The organism is Bacillus sp. KICET-1 (assembly GCF_027721405.1).
GTDB classification, from domain to species: domain Bacteria; phylum Bacillota; class Bacilli; order Bacillales; family Bacillaceae; genus Bacillus; species Bacillus velezensis.
This window is the reverse complement of sequence record NZ_CP113515.1, coordinates 3,572,530-3,594,594: the sequence shown is the minus strand read 5'-3', so window position 1 is coordinate 3,594,594 and position 22,065 is coordinate 3,572,530. Positions and strand designations below refer to the sequence as shown.

General features: G+C 46.0%; 23 protein-coding genes and 1 riboswitch. Of the genes, 20 read left to right on the top strand and 3 right to left on the bottom strand.

The features are described 5' to 3' along the window. Positions 1-47: 47 nt before the first annotated feature. A riboswitch (PreQ1 riboswitch) is annotated at positions 48-92 on the top strand. A gap of 96 nt (positions 93-188) precedes the next feature. The 5 genes from queC to OVA33_RS17875 all read left to right on the top strand — a co-directional run bounded on the left by queC (position 189) and on the right by OVA33_RS17875 (position 3,152). Continuing rightward, complete coding sequence (gene queC, locus OVA33_RS17895) at positions 189-848, top strand: 7-cyano-7-deazaguanine synthase QueC (RefSeq protein ID WP_003154679.1); 660 nt, start codon at positions 189-191, stop codon at positions 846-848. Next, complete coding sequence (gene queD / locus OVA33_RS17890) at positions 849-1,289, top strand: 6-carboxytetrahydropterin synthase QueD (protein ID WP_003154678.1); 441 nt, start codon at positions 849-851, stop codon at positions 1,287-1,289. Beyond that, entirely contained in the window at positions 1,282-2,013 is a 732-nt protein-coding gene (gene queE / locus OVA33_RS17885) for a 7-carboxy-7-deazaguanine synthase QueE (protein ID WP_017417657.1), read from the top strand. The genes queD and queE overlap by 8 nt, the downstream gene beginning before the upstream one ends. Before the next feature lie 17 nt (positions 2,014-2,030). Beyond that, entirely contained in the window at positions 2,031-2,528 is a 498-nt protein-coding gene (gene queF / locus OVA33_RS17880; RefSeq protein WP_017417658.1) for a preQ(1) synthase, read from the top strand. 348 nt (positions 2,529-2,876) lie between these two features. After that, positions 2,877-3,152: a DUF3219 family protein gene (locus OVA33_RS17875; RefSeq protein ID WP_014417589.1), complete on the top strand. Its 276-nt coding sequence runs from the start codon at positions 2,877-2,879 to the stop codon at positions 3,150-3,152. Between the two features lie 71 nt (positions 3,153-3,223). On the opposite strand, the gene OVA33_RS17870 is transcribed toward OVA33_RS17875, so the two are convergent. After that, positions 3,224-3,409, bottom strand: a complete 186-nt coding sequence (locus OVA33_RS17870) for a YkvS family protein (protein ID WP_003154669.1) — start codon at positions 3,407-3,409, stop codon at positions 3,224-3,226. Between the two features lie 163 nt (positions 3,410-3,572). On the opposite strand from OVA33_RS17870, the gene OVA33_RS17865 reads away from it, so the two are divergent. The 6 genes from OVA33_RS17865 (at position 3,573) to OVA33_RS17840 (ending at position 10,042) form a co-directional block, all read left to right on the top strand. Continuing rightward, a complete protein-coding gene (locus tag OVA33_RS17865) occupies positions 3,573-3,767 on the top strand; it encodes a hypothetical protein (RefSeq protein ID WP_014304905.1) in 195 nt (64 codons plus the stop codon). 274 nt (positions 3,768-4,041) lie between these two features. Further along, entirely contained in the window at positions 4,042-4,665 is a 624-nt protein-coding gene (locus OVA33_RS17860) for a cell wall hydrolase (RefSeq protein WP_014417591.1), read from the top strand. A gap of 115 nt (positions 4,666-4,780) precedes the next feature. Further along, the gene (locus OVA33_RS17855; RefSeq protein WP_003154663.1) at positions 4,781-6,121 is read left to right on the top strand and encodes a polysaccharide biosynthesis protein; all 1,341 of its coding nucleotides are present in this window, start codon (positions 4,781-4,783) and stop codon (positions 6,119-6,121) included. Positions 6,122-6,183: 62 nt separating this feature from the next. Beyond that, on the top strand, positions 6,184-6,678 hold the full coding sequence (gene stoA, locus OVA33_RS17850) for an endospore biogenesis thiol-disulfide oxidoreductase StoA (protein WP_063636602.1): 495 nt from the start codon (positions 6,184-6,186) through the stop codon (positions 6,676-6,678). A gap of 242 nt (positions 6,679-6,920) precedes the next feature. After that, positions 6,921-8,834: a heavy metal translocating P-type ATPase gene (locus tag OVA33_RS17845; RefSeq protein WP_017417664.1), complete on the top strand. Its 1,914-nt coding sequence runs from the start codon at positions 6,921-6,923 to the stop codon at positions 8,832-8,834. Positions 8,835-8,947: 113 nt separating this feature from the next. Next, positions 8,948-10,042 (top strand): M24 family metallopeptidase, encoded by a 1,095-nt coding sequence (locus OVA33_RS17840; protein ID WP_017417665.1) that lies wholly within the window; start codon positions 8,948-8,950, stop codon positions 10,040-10,042. A 57-nt stretch (positions 10,043-10,099) separates the two neighbouring features. Here OVA33_RS17840 and OVA33_RS17835 read toward each other — a convergent pair whose 3' ends face one another. Continuing rightward, complete coding sequence (locus OVA33_RS17835; protein ID WP_017417666.1) at positions 10,100-10,225, bottom strand: hypothetical protein; 126 nt, start codon at positions 10,223-10,225, stop codon at positions 10,100-10,102. Positions 10,226-10,324: 99 nt separating this feature from the next. Here OVA33_RS17835 and OVA33_RS17830 point away from each other — a divergent pair, with 99 nt between their 5' ends. The 9 genes from OVA33_RS17830 to OVA33_RS17790 all read left to right on the top strand — a co-directional run bounded on the left by OVA33_RS17830 (position 10,325) and on the right by OVA33_RS17790 (position 21,094). Next, a complete protein-coding gene (locus tag OVA33_RS17830) occupies positions 10,325-11,290 on the top strand; it encodes a LacI family DNA-binding transcriptional regulator (protein ID WP_017417667.1) in 966 nt (321 codons plus the stop codon). Between the two features lie 50 nt (positions 11,291-11,340). Beyond that, the gene (gene glcT / locus OVA33_RS17825) at positions 11,341-12,207 is read left to right on the top strand and encodes a glucose PTS transporter transcription antiterminator GlcT (RefSeq protein ID WP_012117426.1); all 867 of its coding nucleotides are present in this window, start codon (positions 11,341-11,343) and stop codon (positions 12,205-12,207) included. A gap of 231 nt (positions 12,208-12,438) precedes the next feature. Further along, a complete protein-coding gene (gene ptsG, locus OVA33_RS17820) occupies positions 12,439-14,535 on the top strand; it encodes a glucose-specific PTS transporter subunit IIBC (protein ID WP_007409599.1) in 2,097 nt (698 codons plus the stop codon). Positions 14,536-14,631: 96 nt separating this feature from the next. Continuing rightward, entirely contained in the window at positions 14,632-14,898 is a 267-nt protein-coding gene (locus OVA33_RS17815; protein ID WP_003154654.1) for a phosphocarrier protein HPr, read from the top strand. Then, complete coding sequence (ptsP, locus tag OVA33_RS17810; RefSeq protein WP_017417668.1) at positions 14,898-16,613, top strand: phosphoenolpyruvate--protein phosphotransferase; 1,716 nt, start codon at positions 14,898-14,900, stop codon at positions 16,611-16,613. The genes OVA33_RS17815 and ptsP overlap by 1 nt, the downstream gene beginning before the upstream one ends. An 87-nt stretch (positions 16,614-16,700) precedes the next feature. Continuing rightward, a complete protein-coding gene (locus tag OVA33_RS17805; protein ID WP_003154646.1) occupies positions 16,701-16,940 on the top strand; it encodes a splAB operon transcriptional regulator SplA in 240 nt (79 codons plus the stop codon). Between the two features lie 84 nt (positions 16,941-17,024). Then, positions 17,025-18,053: a spore photoproduct lyase gene (splB, locus tag OVA33_RS17800; RefSeq protein WP_017417669.1), complete on the top strand. Its 1,029-nt coding sequence runs from the start codon at positions 17,025-17,027 to the stop codon at positions 18,051-18,053. A gap of 126 nt (positions 18,054-18,179) precedes the next feature. After that, positions 18,180-20,147 (top strand): methyl-accepting chemotaxis protein, encoded by a 1,968-nt coding sequence (locus tag OVA33_RS17795; protein WP_063636805.1) that lies wholly within the window; start codon positions 18,180-18,182, stop codon positions 20,145-20,147. An 80-nt stretch (positions 20,148-20,227) separates the two neighbouring features. After that, positions 20,228-21,094, top strand: coding sequence for an NAD(P)-dependent oxidoreductase (locus OVA33_RS17790; RefSeq protein ID WP_003154640.1), 867 nt, complete (start codon positions 20,228-20,230; stop codon positions 21,092-21,094). 35 nt (positions 21,095-21,129) lie between these two features. Here OVA33_RS17790 and OVA33_RS17785 read toward each other — a convergent pair whose 3' ends face one another. Then, on the bottom strand, positions 21,130-21,906 hold the full coding sequence (locus OVA33_RS17785) for a CAP domain-containing protein (protein WP_017417671.1): 777 nt from the start codon (positions 21,904-21,906) through the stop codon (positions 21,130-21,132). Positions 21,907-22,065: the final 159 nt, after the last annotated feature.

Below are 22,065 nucleotides of genomic sequence, written 5' to 3'. Positions count from 1 at the left end.
TTATGGTATGATAGCAAAAGTGAAAAAAGAAGAAAATCCGTATTGATGCGGGAGAGGTTCTAGCTACACCCTCTATAAAAAACTAAGGACGAGCTGTATCCTTGGATACGGTTTTTTTATGTTTTTTAGGGCGCCTTCTCCGAAAAAGGCGCTTTTTTTATGGAATGATAGATAAGGGAGAGAAAGACATGAAAAAAGAAAAAGCGGTTGTGGTGTTCAGCGGAGGCCAAGACAGCACGACTTGTTTATTATGGGCTTTGCAAAACTTTGAAGAAGTGGAAACTGTTACATTCCATTATAATCAGCGTCACCAAGAAGAAATCGATGTGGCAAAATCGATTGCCGAAAAGCTCGGTGTCAAAAACCACTTGCTTGATATGTCTCTTTTAAATCAGCTTGCGCCGAATGCGCTGACAAGAGATGATATCGAAATTGAAGCGAAGGACGGGGAATTGCCGACAACCTTTGTACCGGGACGCAACCTTGTATTTTTATCCTTTGCATCGATTCTTGCATATCAAATCGGTGCGCGCCACATTATTACCGGTGTTTGCGAGACTGATTTCAGCGGCTACCCGGACTGCCGTGACGAGTTTGTCAAATCCTGCAATGTCACCGTCAATTTGGCGATGGAAAAGCCGTTCGTCATTCATACGCCGCTTATGTGGCTGAACAAAGCAGAAACGTGGAAACTTGCGGATGAGCTCGGCGCGCTTGATTTTGTAAAGAATAATACACTGACTTGCTATAACGGCATCATTGCGGACGGATGCGGCGAATGCCCGGCATGCCTGCTCCGCAATAAAGGATATGATGAATATATGAAAATGAAAGGAGAGCGGAACTAATTGCTTTCTCAAATTTACCCGCAGGTTCAGCATCCTTATTCGTTTGAGTTAAATAAGGACATGCACATTTCAGCCGCGCACTTTATTCCCCGCGAAAGCGCAGGAGCGTGCAGCAGAGTCCACGGGCACACGTATACAGTAAATATTACCGTTGCGGGGGATGAACTGGACGATTCAGGCTTTCTCGTGAATTTCAGCGTGCTGAAGAAATTGGTGCACGGCGCTTATGACCATACATTGCTGAATGACCATGAGGAATTTTCTGATGATGACAGATATTCACTGCCGACGACCGAGGTCGTGGCCAAAACGATTTATGATAAGGTGCAGTCCTACCTCGAAACACTGGAGAACCAGCCGGTCTGCGTGCAGGTTTTTGTCAGGGAAACCCCGACAAGCTATTGCGTATACCGCCCGAAAAAAGGTGATAGGAATGGCTAAAGGAATTCCGGTATTAGAAATTTTCGGACCGACGATACAAGGGGAGGGCATGGTTATCGGCCAGAAAACCATGTTCGTCCGCACGGCGGGCTGCGACTACTCCTGCAGCTGGTGCGACTCCGCTTTTACATGGGACGGCTCAGCCAAAAAAGATATCCGCTGGATGACAGCGGAAGACATTTACCGCGAGCTGAGAGAAATCGGCGGAGACGCCTTTTCTCATGTCACCATCTCAGGAGGAAACCCGGCGCTGTTAAAGCAGCTTGACGCGCTGATTTTGCTGCTGAAAGAGCACGGGGTGCGCGCCGCTTTAGAAACGCAGGGAACGGTCTATCAGGATTGGTTCACAATGATTAACGACCTGACGATTTCACCGAAGCCGCCAAGTTCGGGGATGACAACCGATTTTGCAAAGCTCGATCACATTGTGTCTTCGCTTGATGCGGCAGAAAGGCTTAACGCGGTCAGCTTAAAGGTTGTCATTTTTAATGATGAAGATCTGCAATTTGCGAAAACCGTGCACAAGCGGTATCCGAATATTCCATTTTACCTTCAGGTCGGAAACGATAACGTCCATACGACAGATGATCAGTCACTGATTGCACATTTGCTTGGGAAATATGAAGCGCTTGTTGATAAGGTAGCTGTCGATGCGGAGCTGAATCTCGTCAGAGTGCTCCCGCAGCTGCACACCCTGTTATGGGGCAACAAACGCGGAGTATAATAGAAAGGAAGATGAACATGACGACAAGAAAAGAATCAGAATTAGAAGGTGTAACATTACTAGGCAACCAAGGTACAAATTATTTGTTCGAATATGCACCGGACGTGCTGGAATCCTTCCCTAATAAACATGTAAACCGTGACTACTTTGTAAAATTCAATTGTCCGGAATTCACATCTTTATGTCCTAAAACAGGGCAGCCGGACTTCGCAACCATCTACATCAGCTATATTCCGGATGAAAAAATGGTGGAAAGCAAATCGCTGAAGCTGTATCTTTTCAGCTTCCGCAACCACGGAGATTTCCACGAGGACTGCATGAACATCATCATGAATGACTTGATCGAATTAATGGATCCGCGTTATATCGAAGTATGGGGCAAATTCACGCCAAGAGGCGGAATCTCCATTGACCCGTATACAAACTACGGCAGACCGGGAACAAAATATGAAAAAATGGCCGAACATCGGATGATGAATCATGATATGTATCCGGAGACGATTGACAACCGTTAATTTCAGACGGAGTACGGTCTCGGAATATAACCTAAATACCCCCGCCTTTTAAGCGGGGGTATTTTTCGTCTCTGCCACGCAGCCAAAAAGGTGCATGATATTCGCACAGAACTTCTATAAGGAAAAGAGAGATCATTTAAAGAAAAGAAAAAGACGAGTAAACCCGGGGGAGTGTACTCGCCGCTTCATTACGTGACGGGTGCTGGATGGCAGCTCGTCTGTTTCATTATAAAATAGGGAACGTATGTTTGTAAAGACCTGCGCTGTTTTTTCTCATTCGGAGCGGATTAAATTGTAAAGGAATGGTCAGCATGATAGCATGTCCTGTAAAAAGAAGGAGTGTTCGTTATGGAGCCGTTAGAGTTAAACGGTGTAAGGCTGAAAATGTATGATTGTAAAGAAAGTGCGGGCAAAAACGGCCGTATGATTTCATTTGTATTGAAGGTGACCTCTGAAACGTATCATGATATTGCCGTCCTTTTGTATGAAAAAACATTTGACATCAAGGCGCCCGAGCGCGGGCTTGAATTCCGCGGTAAAATAACCAACTACTATACATCCGTCACAAATCTTTACAATAAAGATGAGACCGGTGATTTTTATGTAGAAATGACCGAGATCTGAATTCATTTGAAAAAGCTGCCGGGCGGCAGCTTTTGTGCGGGATATGTAAATGGTTCGGATGTTCGGGGGGTTTAATAGGAGTCTCTGATGATTTTATAATTCTTATGGTTGACGACAGTGAGGGAATCTAATTCAAGGTCACGATAATTATCCATGATGGTTACATCAACGATGACGGAGTTTTCATTTACTTTTTCAACAATACCGGTTAATCCGTTTTTAAATTCAATGACGTTTCCAACCTTAGCAATTTTCACGAGCTTCCTCTCCTTTATCATAAATCCTGTTTGAAAATATTTTGCAGTATTTTCTTTAAGAAGTAAAGCGATATGGGTATCAGCCCGCTCAATCATTGTCCCGGCGGGGGAAAGATGGTATATTGTTTTTCGGGAAAAAGCCGAGAAAAGGAGGCTGTATTCGTTGCTGCCTGAGGAAATTTCAGAACGTATCAACCAAATGCGCACCGGTGAAATCAAAGAATTCAGGGTGCAGAAAGAACATTTTCTTGCATTTCGAGCGGTTTTGTCGAAGCAGGAAGATTTTAAGCATTTCCGCGGTATTGCCCAGCAGGGCGGAGATGTTATATTTCAGTATTTAGAACAGCCAAGAAGCTGACGGCTCCTCGCACTTGAGGAGTCTTTTTTGGGGTTTCAGTTTCTCATTTCATCTGGCTGTAACAGATGTAAACAAAATGTAAAATCCCTCCGATGGATACTTTTACTGCTATTTGGTTAATGTTGTGAAAATGACGGCTGTTTTCCTGCCAATAACAAGGCTGTTAACGAACTTCTTCCATCATAAAAGCTGATTGGGAGCACTGGAAAATCTTTAACCGTGAATTTGCGCACAGCTCTTGTTAAGGTAGTGAAGTATTTAAGGAGGAAATCGTATGACGACAAAATTTGCTGCCTTGGCTGTCTTTTTTCTATGTTTTATGCCTGCATCAAAAATTGAACATACAGAAGCTCTGTTTACTTTTGCGAAGAAGCCAAAGCAAGAACCCAGCACACTGGTTGCTGATTTAAATAAAAAAAGCTCGGTTCCGAAGCTTTCAAAAACGGATCATAAGCATTCTATCCAACCGATAAAGCTGTCATCTCACCAAGAGAAGAAAGCAAAACCGGAAGAGACGGCTTATCAGCCGCCGAAAAAAACGTATTCCCGCGCTGACAGACAACTTCTGGCACGTCTCGTTCACGCAGAAGCGAAAGGTGAATCTTATAAAGGGAAGGTTGCGGTAGCCAGCGTAGTGCTGAACCGCACTGAAAAAAACGGCTTCCCGGATACCATTCGGGGTGTGATCTATCAAAGGAATGCATTTGAACCGGTAGCAAACGGAAGCATTAATCAAAAGCCGGATAAGGATTCCGTCGCCGCCGCAAATGAGGCGCTTGATCATCCGGGCAGAGAAACGAACGCGTTGTTTTTCTACAATCCGAAAACGGCATCTGACCACTGGATCCGTTCGCGAAAAATTATCGAGCGGATCGGCAGACACGTATTTGCGATGTAAGCATAGCGGGATCAAAAATATCCCGGCTATGCTTTTTTCAATTTTGAGAAATCGAAAATATTTTCAGAACTTGTCTCATATGATGATGGAAGAACGAGAGACAAGGAGAGACACCATGAATCGATTTGTGAAAGGGATCATTCTTTTATCCATCGCCGCCTTTTTCGCGGAATGTCTGGAATTTGTCGTGAATATGATACTGGCGCGGGAGCTTGGCGAGCATGGGATGGGGCTTTACATGAGCATTCTGCCCACCATTTTTTTAATTATCGTGATCGCAAGTCTGGAGCTTCCGATCTCCATTTCAAAATTCATCGCGGAATCCAATCAGAAGCTGCATGAAAGCATGCTCCGGCATGCCTTCAGAATGACCGCCGTTTTTACCGCGTTTTCAACCGCGGCCGCAAGCATCGCGCTGCCGTTCATTCCTGTATTCGATACGTATCACCCGTTTATTAAAGGGATTGTCATCGGGTTGATTCCAGTCGTCGCTTTTACATCCATCGCCAGAGGTTATTTTATGGGTGTGCAGCAAATGGGAAAAATCGCGGTTGCGAATGTCTTGAAAAAAATCATTCAAGTGCTTTGTCTGTTTATCTTTTTTCAATGGTACTCTTTTGAAATTGATATGGCCGTGCTCATTTCATTATTTGTGCTGGTCGCAAGCGATGTTGTGGTGTTCGTTTACTTGTATACGCAGTTTATTTTGGCGCGGAGGGCGCTTTCCGGCCATCAGCACATTCATCTTCGCGGGAAAGACGTGCGGAAACGCCTCCTGGCCGTATCCATCCCGACAACGGGACTTCGTATATTTCATGCGGTGACAAACGCCATTGAACCCTTTTTAGTGAAAGGAGCGCTGCTGGCGTCCGGGGCAGCCGGGACAGCCGCGATTGATCAATACGGCATGCTTGCCGGTGTAGCGATGACAATCGGTTCGTTTCCTGCATTTATCGCCCATTCGCTGATGGTCGTCATGATTCCCAGCATTTCAGAAGCGTATGCGCTGTCCCAATATGATATTGTGCTGAAACGGCTGAGACAAGCGATTTTTATTACATTCGGCTACGGCATTCCGGCAGTCTGGGTCATGTTTCAGTTCGCGGGCCCGCTGACCCATTTGTTTTTTCAGTCTCCGGAAGCGCAGTATTATTTGCAGCTTTTGTGGCCGTTTTTTCTTTTTCACCTGTTTGTGATGCCGCTTCAGGCCTGTCTGATCGGCATCGGCCACGTGAAAACGGCGTTTTATCATAACGTATGGAGCAGCATTGTAGGGCTTTCGATGATGTATGTGCTCGGTTCTATGCCGGAATTGCAAATGCTCGGCATTATACTCGGCATGAATACCGGCATGATTCTTCTGACAAGTTTACATTACGCGACGATCTGCAAAGACCTCGGTGTCTCCGTGTTTTTGACGGGCGGCGGAAGAACAGCGCCCCGGATCGAAAGCTGAAAAGGCTGATACATTTCAATAAGGAAGGGCAAGCTATCCGAAACGCGTGAAAGGAAGATCATATGCATAAAAACCACCTAATTGTATGTGCAGTCCTTTTGATAGCTGCCGCCGTCTGGATGCCTGAAGCAAACGCCTCATCAGAAAAACAGGCAGTTCCCGCCGTGTTTCTGATGAAGACGATTGAAGGAGACGAGATATCGATTCCGAATAAAGGGCAGAAAACGATATTGCATTTTTGGACATCGTGGTGTCCGCCGTGCAAAAAAGAACTGCCGCAATTCCAAACGTATTATGAACAGCATCAGTCCGATGATGTAAGCCTTGTAACGGTAAATCTGATGAATGCCGAGCGAAACAAAAATACCGTTCAAAACTTTGTCAGTCAGCACCATCTCACTTTCCCGATTGTTCTTGACACGAAAGGCGAGCTTATGAAGGAATACGATGTCATGACGATTCCCACGTCATTTCTGCTGAATGAAAAAGGAGAAATCGAAAAAAAGATCGTCGGTCCGATGACCGCCTCACAATTAAAAGAATGGTCAGAGAAATAAAAAGGTGCGGGAGGAATTCTTCCCGCACCTTTTTTGAATATAATGAACAGCTGAAGAAACACTAATGATAATTATTATCAAAAAGAAATTAAAACAATTATAATTGAAATCTTCCGCCGGCATGCTATAATAAAGAAAACACTGCGATAACACTGTGAAAATGCTGCCTGTCAGGTGGCTGTTTTGCTTTTATCGGGGAATTGAAGATGATTTGCGTTCTCAATTAGAGAGGAGAATTCATAATGAATGAACAAGTGATGACACAAACCCATTCACAACAGCACATACAAGAAGAGCGGGCCGGAAAAAAGTGGCTCCAGCATGCAGAACTCATTGCGGCGCTCGTATCCGGCGTCCTTATTCTTGCGGCCTGGTTTTTTACCGAAACAAAAGGCCTGTCCGTCACTTTGTATATCCTTGCCTTCCTGATCGGGGGATTTGCAAAAGCGAAAGAGGGAATTGAGGATACCATTGAGACGAAGGCGTTAAATGTGGAACTGCTGATGATTTTTGCGGCTGTCGGCTCCGCCCTGATCGGTTATTGGGCGGAAGGCGCTGTTCTTATTTTTATTTTTTCGTTAAGCGGCGCGCTCGAAACATACACGATGAATAAAAGCAGCCGTGATTTAACCTCTTTGATGAAACTGGAACCGGAAGAAGCGACTCTGCTTGCGGACGGACGGGAAAAGCGGGTGCCGGCTGCTGAACTTAAGATCGGTGACATGATCGTCATTAAGCCGGGCGAACGCGTAGCGGCAGACGGGATCATTGAGTCTGGCGTGACGAGCCTCGATGAATCGGCGCTTACGGGTGAAGCGATGCCGGCGGAAAAAACAGCCGGAGATTCTGTGTTTACAGGAACGGTAAACGGAAACGGCTCCTTAACGGTCCGTGTGACGAAAACAAATGAACAGTCTTTATTCAGAAAAATCATCCGGCTGGTGGAATCAGCCCAAAACAGCGTGTCACCGGCTCAGGCATTTATTGAGCGGTTCGAAAGTGTCTATGTCAAAGGCGTGCTGTTAGCCGTGGCTTTGCTTTTATTCGTTCCTCATTTCGCTTTAGGCTGGAGCTGGAGTGAAACCTTTTACCGGGCGATGGTGTTTATGGTGGTCGCCTCCCCGTGCGCGCTTGTCGCTTCTATTATGCCCGCTGCGCTTTCCCTTATCTCAAATGGGGCCCGCAACGGATTATTGGTTAAAGGAAGTGTGTTTTTAGAGCAGCTGGGAAGCGTACGGATGATCGCTTTTGACAAAACCGGCACGGTCACTAAGGGACAGCCGGCAGTCGCGGCATTTCAAGCTGCGGAAAATGTGAGTGAAGATGAGATCATGCAGGCGGTGTATGGGATAGAAAAGCAATCAAGCCACCCGCTTGCAAAAGCGATAGCTGAATTTGCCGAAAGCCGGGGCGCCGCGCCCGCAGGACATCTATCGATTGACGAGACGTCCGGATTCGGTGTTCAGGCTGAAATAGAAGGCGTCAAATGGATGGTCGGAAAAGCGGGATTTGCAGGTGAAGATGCGGCAGATGCTTTTTTGCAGACATCGGGAAAAGAATTAAAGGATAAAGGCTTTACACTGGTCTTTGTCAAGAAAGATGACCGGATTGCGGGCTGCTTTGCCTTAAAGGATCAAATCCGACCTGAAGCGAAAGCCGTGATGGCTGAGCTTGAATCACTGGGCATTCAAACAGCCATGCTCACCGGCGATCAGTCTGAAACTGCGGCTGCCATTGCAAAAGAGGCGGGCATGACGACGGTTGTTGCCGATTGTCTGCCGGACCAAAAGGCAAAAGAAGTGAAGAAGCTGAAAGAAACGTACGGCACAATCGCCATGGTGGGGGACGGCATTAATGACGCGCCCGCTCTGAAAACCGCTGACGTCGGTATTGCGATGGGCGGGGGAACGGACGTGGCTCTTGAAACGGCTGACTTAGTCCTTATGAAAAATGATCTTCACAAGCTTGTGAAAATGTGCAGACTCTCAAGGAAAATGAACCGGATTATTAAGCAGAATATTGTTTTCTCGCTCTCGGTCATCTGCCTTTTGATCTGCGCTAACTTTCTGCAGGTGATGGAACTGCCGTTTGGCGTGATCGGGCATGAGGGGAGCACGATTCTGGTCATACTGAACGGACTGAGATTATTAAAATAAACATGACAGCCGCACATCGGGCGGCTGTTTTTTTAATGTTCGTTCACAGCATAAACGCCGGAAAACTGATAGAATGAATAAAGAGTCACTTTGGTAAGGAGGAAAATCAAAAAATGAACAGATTAGAACGTGTTTCATCTTGGCTGAAAAAAGAAGGACATGATGCGGCGTTTATACATACAAAGGAAAACGTATTTTATTTAACTGATTTTTACACGGATCCGCATGAGCGGTTAATGGGATTGTTCCTGTTTCAGGAACAGGAGCCGTTTTTCGTTTGTCCGGGAATGGAAGCCGGACAAGCCCGAAGCGCCGGGTGGGAGCATGGTATTATCGGCTACGGCGATCACGAAGATCCGTGGGAGCTGATCAAAGCCGAGCTCACAAAACGAAATGTGCGGCTTGATTCCATCGCGGTTGAAAAGGATTCGATCTCTCTTTCCCGCTCAGAACAGCTCAAACAAGCTTCAGGGGGCGCGGCATTTGTTTCGGCAGAAGAAACGCTCAACCAATTCCGTCTCGTAAAAGATGAGAAGGAAATCAGCATTCTCAGGGAAGCGGCAAAACTCGCGGATTACGGAGTTGAAGTCGGTGTCGCGGCGCTTAAAGAGGGTGTGAGTGAAACCGAAGTACTCGCGCAGATTGAGTTTGAGCTGAAGAAAAAAGGCGTGCAGGGCATGTCATTTTCAACGATGGTGCTGTTCGGGGAAAAATCAGGCCAGCCCCATGGAAATCCGGGTGCAGACCGGTTGAAAAAAGGCGATTTCGTTCTGTTTGATCTGGGTGTTATTCTTGACGGCTACTGTTCAGACATTACGAGAACATTCGCATACCAATCAATCAGCCCGAAACAGGAAGAGATTTACGAAACGGTGCTTAAAGCTGAACAGGCGGCGCTTCAATTAAGCAAACCCGGCGTCAGAATCGGCGATCTTGATTTAAAAGCCCGCGGCATTATTGAAAAAGCAGGATACGGAGACTATTTCCCGCACCGCCTCGGCCACGGACTCGGGATTTCGGTTCACGAATATCCATCAATGAGCAGCGCGAACAACACACTCCTCAAAGAAGGCATGGTCTACACGATAGAACCGGGGATTTACGTGCCGGATGTCGGCGGCGTGCGCATTGAAGACGATGTGTTCGTCACAAAAGACGGCGCCGAAGCATTAACGCAGTATCCGAAAGAATTAACGATTCTGAAATAGAAAGCTTTGTGATAAAAAAGGACGGTTCTGGAACGCAGCGTCCTTTTTTATCACCTTTTAAATGAAAAAATCATCAAAATGCTGAAATGGTTTGATGTCATGCTTTTCATTCAGGGGCCGCATGGCAAGGTAACTGCCGCCGATTATGGCCAGACACAAACCGATTAAGCAAAGAATCCCCATCGCTGTTCTTCTCCTTTCAAACGAATAGGCTGTATCTGTTTCTAGCTTACTGTATGAAACGCATTCCAGATCAAGGGAAAAAAAGAAAGGGGGGACGCCATGGCTACGATCAGAGACATTGCCGGCGCTGCCGGGGTTTCCGTTACCACGGTATCAAGAGTGTTAAACGATCATCCTTATGTAAGTAAGGACAAAAGAGAAAGAGTGAAAAAAGCGATGCAATCGCTCGGATATACGCGCAACATTCATGCTGTGCATTTATCCAAAGGTTTTTCCGATATGATCGGCGTGGTGCTTCCGTCGGTGAATCTGCCGTATTTTGCAGACCTTGTTGCAGGTATTGCCGAGGCTGCCGAAGCGTCAGGCGTGCATCTTTCTTTATACCAGACAGATTATCAGGAGCAAAAAGAACGTTTTGCTTTATCACAATTACAGGAGCGCCAAGTGGACGGCCTGATTATCTGCTCCAAAGCAATTCCTGATGAGCATCTGCTTACCGTGAAAGAACCGCTCATCCTCTGCCAGTACACTGATGCGGCGGGGCTTTCCTCCATCAGTAATCCGCATCGGGAAGCATTTCGGCACGGTCTGGATTATCTGATAGAAAAGGGACACCGGAAAATAGCGATCAGCCTGGCCAGAAAAAAGGGAAAAAACAGTCAAGTACGCATTGCCGCATACAAAGAGGCGCTGAAGAAGATCGGGCAGCCTTACAGGGAAGAGCTGGTTGTGGAAAAGGCGCTGACGCTGCTTGACGGGAAAGCCCTTTTTCATAGATGGAAGAGCTGGGATGACAAACCGACTGCGCTGTTTGCAGCGAATGATCAAGTATCCGCAGGTCTTTACCTTGAAGCTAAGGCAAACGGGATACGCATCCCGGAAGAGCTTGCGATTTTGAGCATCGACAATCATGATATCAGCAAGATGTTAGGTATTTCCACAATAGATATACAAACAAAAGAAATGGGAAAGCAGGCTTTTCACATGCTTGAGAACAGGATCAGCGGCGGGCCTCCGGCAAGGAAAGTTCTTGATTACCGCCTTATTGAACGATCAACCGTCTAAAAAAAGAATTGACGCGCTTTCCGTTCGTTTTGTACGATATGAGGTATTGAATGACAAAGGAGCTGAGGATCATGAAGGGGTCCTTTACAGTTGAAAAGGTATTAAATAACAATGTGCTCATCGCAACACATGATAGATACAGTGAGGTCGTCTTAATCGGAAAAGGGATCGGCTTTGGAAAAAAACAAGCGGATGTCATTGAAGATAAAGGGTATGACAAGATGTTCATCTTAAAGGATGAAAAAGAACAAAAACAATTTAAAAAGCTCCTCGGTTATGTGGACGAGACACTTGTCGACATCTCCAATGACGTCATTTATCATATCAAGAAGCGGACAAGCCAACCGTTAAATGAGCATATCCATATTGCGCTGACTGACCATATCGCCTTTGCGGTAAAGCGGCTGCAGCAGGGTTTTGACATTAAAAACCCGTTTCTCATGGAAACCGAAACGCTTTATCCGGAAGAATTTCAAATTGCCCGTGAAGTCGTCGGCATGATTAATGAAAAGACGGGAATCTGCCTTCCGGAAGGAGAGATCGGCTTTATCGCTCTGCATATCCATTCCGCCCTGACGAATCGGCCCCTTTCAGAGGTCAATCAGCATTCACAGCTGATGTCCCGCCTCGTTCAGGTGATTGAGGAATCTTTCCAGATGAAAGTGAATAAAGAAAGCGTCCACTATTTGCGGCTGATCCGGCATATCAGATTTACCATAGACAGGATTAATCGGGAAGAGCAGACAAAAGAACCAGAAAAGTTAATGTTATTATTGAAAAATGAATACCCGCTATGCTACAATACTGCTTGGAAACTGATAAAAATCTTGCAGCAAATACTGAAAAAACCAGTTCATGAGGCGGAAGCGGTTTATCTCACGCTTCATTTGTACCGATTAACCAATAAAATTTCATAATTTCAGTTGAAACCTTAAAAACGTGTCACTGATTCGATCAGGCATGAGTGATTGAGGGTAAAAAAACGGGAAGAACGATCCCGTTATTTTGCACACCCTTTTTACTCATGCCTTTTTTGTTGTGTAAAAGGGCAAATGTAAACGGTTAAACTGAAGACTTGCGCCAGTGAATTCGTTGTCATGAATTTTCGCTGTAAGGTCACACTAGCTAACAGAGGAGGTACATCTTTTATGTTTAAAGCATTATTCGGCGTTCTCCAGAAAATCGGCCGTGCTCTTATGCTTCCGGTTGCGATTTTACCGGCTGCAGGGATCTTGCTTGCGTTAGGGAATGCCATGCAGAACAAAGATATGATTCAAGTCATGCATTTCTTAAGCAATGATAACGTTCAGCTTGTGGCGAACGTCATGGAAAGCGCCGGCCAAATCGTATTTGACAACCTGCCGCTTCTTTTTGCAGTAGGGGTTGCGATCGGTCTTGCCAACGGAGACGGTGTTGCCGGAATCGCGGCTATTATCGGATACTTGGTCATGAACGTATCCATGAGCGCCGTGCTTATGGCAAACGGCAGTATTCCGTCTGACAAAATTGAACGGGCAAAGTTTTTTGCGGAAAACCATCCGGCCTATATTAACATGCTGGGGATACCCACTTTGGCGACGGGCGTGTTCGGCGGTATTATCGTCGGGGTTCTGGCCGCGTTATTGTTCAACAAGTTTTATAAAATTGAACTTCCGCAGTACCTCGGATTCTTTGCGGGTAAGCGGTTCGTCCCGATTATCACATCAATTTCCGCATTAATTCTCGGTCTTATTATGTTAGTGATCTGGCCTCCGATCCAGCACGGTCTGAATTCCTTCTCCACGGGTCTTGTGGAAGCGAATCCAACCTTGGCGGCCTTTATTTTCGGGATGATTGAGCGGTCATTGATTCCGTTCGGTCTTCATCACATTTTCTACTCGCCGTTCTGGTATGAATTTTTCAGCTATAAAGATGCCGCCGGAGACATCATCCGCGGAGATCAGCGGATTTTCATGGCTCAGATCAAAGACGGCGTGCAGCTGACGGCGGGAACATTTATGACGGGGAAATATCCGTTTATGATGTTCGGTCTTCCGGCGGCAGCGCTTGCAATCTATCATGAAGCGAAGCCTGAAAAGAAAAAACTTGTAGCCGGAATCATGGGTTCTGCCGCTCTGACAAGTTTCTTAACGGGAATTACCGAGCCGCTTGAATTCTCATTCTTGTTTGTGGCTCCTATCCTGTTTGCGATTCACTGCGTATTCGCGGGGCTTTCCTTTATGGTCATGCAGCTGCTGCATGTAAAAATCGGTATGACCTTCTCAGGCGGTCTGATTGACTACTTCCTGTTCGGAATTCTGCCTAACCGGACGGCTTGGTGGCTTGTCATTCCGGTCGGCTTAGGATTAGCCGTCATTTACTACTTCGGTTTCCGGTTTGCGATCAGAAAGTTCAATCTGAAAACGCCGGGCCGTGAAGAAGAGGCTGCGGATGAAGGTGCGGGCGCCTCAGGCGAAGCCGGCGACCTTCCTTATGAAATCCTGCAGGCAATGGGTGATCAGGAAAACATTAAGCACCTTGACGCTTGTATCACGAGACTCCGCGTTACGGTCAACGACCAGAAGAAAGTGGATAAGGCCCGTCTGAAACAGCTTGGCGCCTCAGGCGTTCTTGAAGTCGGAAACAACATTCAGGCCATTTTCGGCCCGCGTTCTGACGGTTTAAAAACACAGATGCAGGATATTATTGCCGGACGCACGCCGCGCCCTGAACCGAAAGTATCCGCGCAAGAAGAAGTCAGCCAGCAGGTTGAAGAGGTTATCGCAGATCCGCTCCGAAACGAGCAGGGTGAAGAAGTGTTCGCTTCTCCGATCACCGGCGAAATCCATCCGATTACTGATGTGCCTGACCAGGTGTTCTCAGGAAAAATGATGGGTGACGGTTTTGCGATTCTTCCTGAAGAAGGAATCGTCGTATCGCCTGTCCGCGGAAAAGTGCTGAATGTTTTCCCGACAAAACATGCGATCGGCCTTCAGTCTGACGGCGGAAGAGAGATCCTGATTCATTTCGGAATCGACACAGTCAGCCTGAAAGGTGAAGGATTCACTTCTTTTGTTTCTGAGGGTGACCGGGTTGAACCGGGGCAAAAACTGCTTGAAGTTGATCTTGAAGCGGTTAAACCTCATGTTCCTTCATTAATGACACCGATTGTCTTTACAAATCTTGCCGAGGGTGAAGCGATTTCCCTTTCGGCCGAAGGTACCGTAAAACGGGAACAAAAAGATATTGTGAAAATCGGAAAATAAGCATATAAATACGCCGTGCTTGTCAGATGACAAGTACGGCTGTATGATATAATATTGTGTAGTAAAATAGCTTTAATTTAAAGGAGAATGATAATCATGGCACAAAAAACATTTAAAGTAACAGCAGATTCCGGAATCCACGCTCGTCCTGCGACAGTTCTTGTACAGACTGCAAGCAAATACGATGCTGACGTAAACTTAGAATATAACGGCAAAACAGTAAACCTTAAGTCAATCATGGGCGTTATGTCTCTAGGTATCGCTAAAGGCGCTGAAATCACAATTTCCGCTTCAGGCGCTGACGAAAACGATGCTCTTAACGCTTTAGAAGAAACAATGAAAAGCGAAGGACTCGGCGAGTAATGCAAGAATTAAAAGGAATAGGCGCTTCAGCCGGAATTGCGATTGCGAAAGCATACCGGCTTGAAGAGCCGGACTTAACGGTTGAAAAGAAAAACATTGCTGATGCTGCGGCTGAAGTAAGCCGTTTTGATGAAGCGATTGTACGTTCTAAAGAAGAGCTTGAAAAAATTAAAGAGCATGCTTTAAAAGAACTGGGACAAGACAAAGCTGACATTTTCTCCGCGCACCTTTTAGTTCTGAGTGATCCTGAGCTGTTGAACCCGGTAAAGGAGAAAATCAGCACAGATTCAGTCAATGCTGAATTCGCTCTGAAAGAAACAGCTTCCATGTTCGTTACTATGTTTGAATCAATGGATAACGAGTACATGAAAGAGCGTGCGGCGGATATCCGTGACGTAACAAAACGTGTGACGGGGCACCTGCTGGGCGTGGAAATTCCGAACCCGAGCATGATCTCAGAAGAGGTTGTTATCGTGGCTGAAGATTTGACACCGTCTGATACGGCGCAATTAAACCGCCAGTTTGTAAAAGGTTTTACAACTGATATCGGCGGACGCACTTCACACTCCGCGATCATGGCCCGTTCGCTTGAAATTCCGGCTGTTGTCGGCACAAAAGCGGCTACAGGGACAATTGAAAACGGTGTTACGGTAATCGTAGACGGCATCGATGGTGATGTGATCATCGATCCTTCCAGTGAAACGTTAAAGAAATATGAAGAAAAGCACAGTGCTTACCTGGCGCAAAAAGCTGAGTGGGCGAAGCTCGTCAATGAACCGACTGTTTCTAAAGACGGCCATCATGTAGAGCTTGCCGCAAACATCGGCACCCCGGATGATGTAAAAGGCGTTCTTGAAAACGGAGGAGAAGCTGTAGGGCTTTACCGTACGGAATTCCTTTACATGGGACGCGACCAGCTTCCGACGGAAGAGGAGCAGTTTGACGCTTATAAAACGGTTCTTGAGCGTATGGAAGGAAAATCAGTTGTCGTGCGGACATTGGATATCGGCGGCGACAAAGAGCTTCCATACCTGCAGCTCCCTAAAGAAATGAACCCGTTCTTAGGCTACAGAGCCATCCGCCTTTGCCTTGAAGAGCAAGAAATCTTCAGAACTCAGCTTCGTGCGCTGCTTCGTGCAAGTACATACGGAAACTTAAAAATCATGTTCCCGATGATTGCGACAGTAAACGAGTTTAAACAGGCGAAAGCGATTCTTCTCGAAGAAAAAGAAAAACTCGTTGAAGCCGGCGTAGCGGTTTCTGACGATATTGAAGTCGGTATGATGGTAGAGATTCCGTCTACAGCCGTTATCGCAGATCAGTTTGCCACAGAAGTTGACTTCTTCAGTATCGGAACAAATGACTTGATCCAATACACGATGGCTGCTGACCGCATGAACGAGCGCGTAGCTTATCTGTATCAGCCATACAATCCGGCGATCCTTCGTCTGGTCACCCTTGTTATTGAAGCTGCTCACAAAGAGGGCAAATGGGTCGGCATGTGCGGAGAAATGGCGGGAGACGAAATTGCGATTCCGATTCTTCTCGGCTTAGGCTTAGATGAGTTCTCAATGAGCGCTACATCCATCCTTCCGGCAAGAACGCAGATCAGCAAGCTTTCTAAAAAAGAAGCTGAATCATTCAAAGAAACAATCTTGTCTATGAGCACGACAGAAGAGGTTGTCGCATTCGTTAAAGAAACATTCAATAAGTAATACAAAAGCCAGACGGTGTAAGCCGTCTGGTTTTTTTCATATTCGGAAAAAAGGGGGGAACAATAACTTTCAACAGGAGGGATTATTATGACAAAATCATTTGCAGCGGGGGATACGGTCTATGTGATTTACCGCAATCCGCATGCCGCCAATGTTGCCCATATTAAAGAGGCGGAGATCGTCCATCACCCGTATCATGAGGGAGAACTTTCTCTGTTTTTATACGAAACCTATCATCCGCTGGCCGAAGATGACGCGGTCTTTTCGACATATGAGGAAGCGGAAGCGCTTTACAGCGAGCTTTTTGAAGAAGACCGGTATCATTGATCAAAGGAAATGTTTACAACGCATATTCACTCTCTTTTGGACGGAAAGTAACAACATGAGAATATGTAAAGGGAGTGTCTGTCTATGCTGAAGCCGTTTGTTCCCCAGCTTGTTTATATAGAACCGAGAGCGCTCGAATACCCGTTAGGACAAGAGCTGAAAAATAAGTTTGAAAACATGGGGCTTGAGATCAGAGAAACGACATCGCATAATCAAGTCCGGAATATTCCGGGAAAAAATCACTTGCAGCAATACCGGAACGCGAAATCAACATTGGTAATCGGCGTCCGGAAAACACTGAAATTCGATTCTTCAAAGCCGTCCGCCGAATATGCCATTCCATTTGCGACGGGCTGTATGGGGCATTGCCACTATTGCTACCTGCAGACGACGATGGGGTCAAAGCCTTACATCCGGACATATGTCAATGTGGAAGAGATTCTGGATCAGGCTGATGAGTATATGAAAGAACGGGCGCCGGAATTTACAAGATTTGAAGCCTCTTGTACGTCTGATATCGTAGGAATCGATCATCTGACACATACATTAAAAAGAGCCATTGAACATTTCGGACAAAGCGAATTGGGACAGCTCAGATTCGTGACTAAATTTCACCACGTCGATCATTTGCTTGATGCAAAACATAACGGAAAGACTAGGTTCAGATTCAGCATCAATGCGGACTATGTCATTAAAAACTTTGAACCGGGAACTTCTCCGCTCGACAAACGGATAGAAGCCGCCGTCAAAGTCGCTAAAGCGGGCTATCCGCTCGGTTTCATCGTGGCGCCGATTTATATTCACGATGGCTGGGAGGAAGGCTATAAGGAACTGTTTGAGAAACTTGACGCGGCGCTTGATGAAGGCGTTCGGCATGACATCACATTTGAACTGATCCAGCACCGTTTTACAAAACCGGCCAAACGGGTGATTGAGAAGAACTATCCGAAAACAAAGCTTGAGCTTGATGAAGAAAAGCGCAGATACAAATGGGGACGCTACGGAATCGGCAAGTATATATACCAAAAAGACGAAGAGCATGCTTTAAGGGAAACACTGGAGTCTTATATCGAAACCTATTTCCCGAAAGCGAAAATCGAATATTTTACGTAAGGCGGAGCTGTCGGCATGACGGCTCTTTTTTTGCTGCGCCAAATGGCGGAAATTTTTGATATTTATTTCAAGGTTTATTCATTTTCTTGGCCGAAAGACCGATATAACTCTCAGGAGGGGATGGTTATGTTTAAAAAAATGCATATCAAAATTGCTGTGTTTGTCTCGGCAATGCTTATTGTAACGGTTGCTTTTTTAACGGTTTCTTCATATTTGACATTAAAGCCGATGATGACGGAGGAAGCAAAACGTACGACAGAGAATGTCACCAATTCACTCGGTCAGAACATTGAGCTTCAGCTGAAAAATGATGAGACCGTATTAATGAGATTAGCAGGCGGTGAATTGTCCCGGTCTTTTCTATCAGATGGGAAGAAAGAAACCGCGCGGCTTTTTAACGATGAGTTAAAACAGATCGGACAGAATGACAAATATGTCGCGCTTGCGTATGTCGGAACCGCAAACAAACAAATGTTTACATATCCAAAGGCCGATTTTGCCAAAGACTATGATCCGACAAATCGAACGTGGTATAAGATGGCGGCCGAAAAACCCGATAAAGTTGTCTGGACTGACCCTTATAAAGATGCAGTGACGGGAGACATGATTGTGACGGCGTCAAAAGCCATTCAAAACAGCGGAACCGTCGTCGGAGTGGCGAGCTTAGATCTGAAGCTGTCCTCCATTCAGAGCATGGTCAACGAGCAAAAGGTTCCATATAAAGGATTTGCGTTTTTGGCGGATGAAAACGGTTCTCTGCTGGCGCATCCGGAAAAACAGGGGAAAAATATTTCGGAAGATCAGACGTTAAAAGACATCACTACGGACAAAGAAGGCATCAAAGAGCTGCAGGGGAACATGGTCGTCTACCAAACGGTAAAAGAAACAGGGTGGAAAGTCGGAACGCAGTTTGAAAAAGATCAGCTGATGGGAGTAGCCGACAAAATGAACACGGTGAGCATTTTTATGTCACTGATCGCCCTTGTGATTACGATCGGACTCAGCTATTTCCTAGCAAAAACGATAACCGGGCCGATTCAGCAGCTGATCGCAAAAACAAATTCAGTCTCAGCGGGAGATTTAACCGTCCGCGCTCAGACGAAATCAAAAGATGAAGTAGGCGAGTTAACAAAAGACTTTAACCAAATGGTTGAAAATATGAAAGAGATGGTCGAACAGGTCAAGGCCTCCTCAGAAAATGTGTCTGATACATCTGACCAGCTAACCGTCATCTCACAGGAGACAAATGAAACGAGCGGACAAATCGCAAAAGCGATAGAGGAAGTCGCCGCCGGAGCGACAGAGCAAGCGTCAGAGGTTGAGACGATCAACGAAAAATCGGAAAATCTCTCAGTCAAAATAAAAGGAATCGCAGATCGCGCAGGCAGCATAAAACAACTCTCAAAGTCTTCAGAGGATGCCAGCTACAAAGGACTGGACGCGCTCGGGCAGCTGCTGATGAAGTCAAACGAAGCCAATTCAGAAACGAAAAAAGTAGAGGCAATGCTGAATGACCTGGAAGAACAAACGAAAAACATAGAAGAAGTCGTGACGGCAATATCCGCTATTTCAGACCAGACGAATCTCTTGGCGCTGAATGCGAGCATAGAAGCCGCAAGAGCGGGAGAAAGCGGACGGGGCTTTGCCGTCGTCGCTGAAGAAGTCCGCAAGCTTGCTGAACAATCAGCTCTTTCTTCCGGCCATATCAGTGAGACGGTCCGTCTGATTCAATCTGAGACAAAAGAAGCGTCACACGCGATGATTGAGGCGAGCAGAATGAATGATGAACAAAACAGCGCCATTCATGAAACGGGTGAGGTTCTCAATCTGATCACGACGGAAATGCAGTCTCTCGTTCAAGGTATAGATCATATTTACAATGACATTCAAAAAATGAGTGAAGAACAAGCCGCGATTCAAGAAGCGATTCAAAGCATCTCCGCCATTTCTCAAGAATCAGCGGCAGCCGCGGAAGAAGTGAATGCTTCTACTGATGAACAGCTCGTTACGCTTGAAAAAGTGAAGCAATCGACTGATATGTTAAAGAGCGCAAGCGAAGATCTGATCAGCGCCATTTCTAAATTCACCTTGTAACGCGGACTCTATCAGCCTATAATATGGTAATATAGACATGAAAGAGTGATATATGAATCGCATCAGGGGAGGAAAGCGCAGTGAACAAAACGGTCGGATTTATCGGTTTAGGCGTCATGGGAAACAGTATGGCATCGCACATTTTAGAAGCGGGCTATCCTGTTTTAGTCTACACACGGACGAAACAAAAAGCGGAAGAGATTCTGAATAAGGGAGCGGTCTGGCAGGAGACGGTCAAAGACCTTTCAGAGAAAGCTGACATCATTATTACCATGGTCGGCTATCCGAGTGATGTCGAGGAAATCTATCTCGGCGAAAACGGCATTCTCCGGCACGCAAAAGAAGGGGCGTTTGTCATTGATATGACGACATCAAAACCATCTCTGGCGAAGAAAATAGCGGAGAAAGCCAAAGAAAAGTCCATTCACGCCCTGGATGCACCCGTTTCCGGCGGAGACATCGGCGCGAGGAACGGAACGCTTGCCATTATGGCCGGAGGAGAAAAAGAAGCGTTTGAAGCATGCCTGCCGCTTTTCTCCGTTATGGGGGAAAACATTCAGTATCAAGGGCCGGCTGGCAGCGGCCAGCATACGAAAATGTGCAATCAGATCGCGATTGCAGCGGGAATGGTCGGAGTGGCTGAAGCGATGGCTTACGCTGAAAAATCCGGTCTGAACCCGGAACAAGTGCTGAAAAGCATTACAACCGGAGCGGCTGGCAGCTGGTCATTGTCAAATCTCGCCCCCCGTATGCTGAAAGGCGATTTTGCACCAGGATTCTACGTGAAACACTTTATTAAAGACATGGGAATTGCCCTTGAAGAAGCGGAGCTCATGGGAGAAGAGATGCCCGGATTGGCGCTCGCCAAATCATTATACGACAAGCTTTCCGCGCAAGGTGAAGAAAACAGCGGAACTCAAAGCATTTATAAGCTTTGGGTGAAATAAAAAAGATTGCCCGCAGGGGCAATCTTTTTTATTATTTATTTTCCGATAAATTGCTGTGTCCAGATGTTTCCTGATTCTACATAACCGACACCGATTTGAGTGAACTCAGGATTCATGATGTTCTTTCTGTGGCCTTCACTGTTCATCCAAGCTTTAACGACAGCTTCAGGAGTCGGCTGTCCTTTGGCGATATTTTCACCGGCGGTTTTATAAGTGATTCCGAAAGACTTCATCATATCGAAAGGTGAGCCGTAAGTAGGACTTTGGTGATCAAAATAGTTTTTGTCTTTCATATCTTGTGATTTTGCGTGAGCGGATTTGCTTAATTTTTCATCAATCTGCAGAGGTTTTAAGCCTTGCTTTTGTCTCTCTGCATTTGTCAATTCAACGACTTTCTTTTCGTACGCACTGACAGATGAAGGAGTTTTCTCGCTGCTGTTGTTTGTGTTATCTGTCTGCTTTGCATTGTCAGCCGTCTGGTTTTGATCGGCTTTCGGTTTTTCGGCAGCTGTCGGAGCCGTTTTTGCCGGTGTTTCTTTTTGAACGTCTTTAACTGTCATATCAGAATGCTTTGCGTGTTTTTGCAGCAGCTGAGTCAGTTCTTTCTCATTTTTAACGTTCAGCTTTTTCACGCTCGTTTTCATATGTAGTTTTTCAACAGCCTCTTGAAGAGTCAGATGCTGTACGGTGTTTCCTTTTTTCACAGTAACGACGTGCTGGCATGACAGCTCTTTGGCAGATGCCTGCTGAATGCCTCCGAATGTAATCAAACTGACTGCCGCGGCGGCAGATAAGAGAAATGCTTTTTTCATAAGTTTATAGCCTCCCAGAGAAGTTGTTTTTTTCTACATGAAAAATCTTATCACAGCTTTTTTGTCATAATGCAGGCAGCCATTTCCTTTGACAACAAACTCTTGTCATAATTGTAATTGAGCGCAGAAAAACGGCTCTATACCGGGAAAAACGATCTG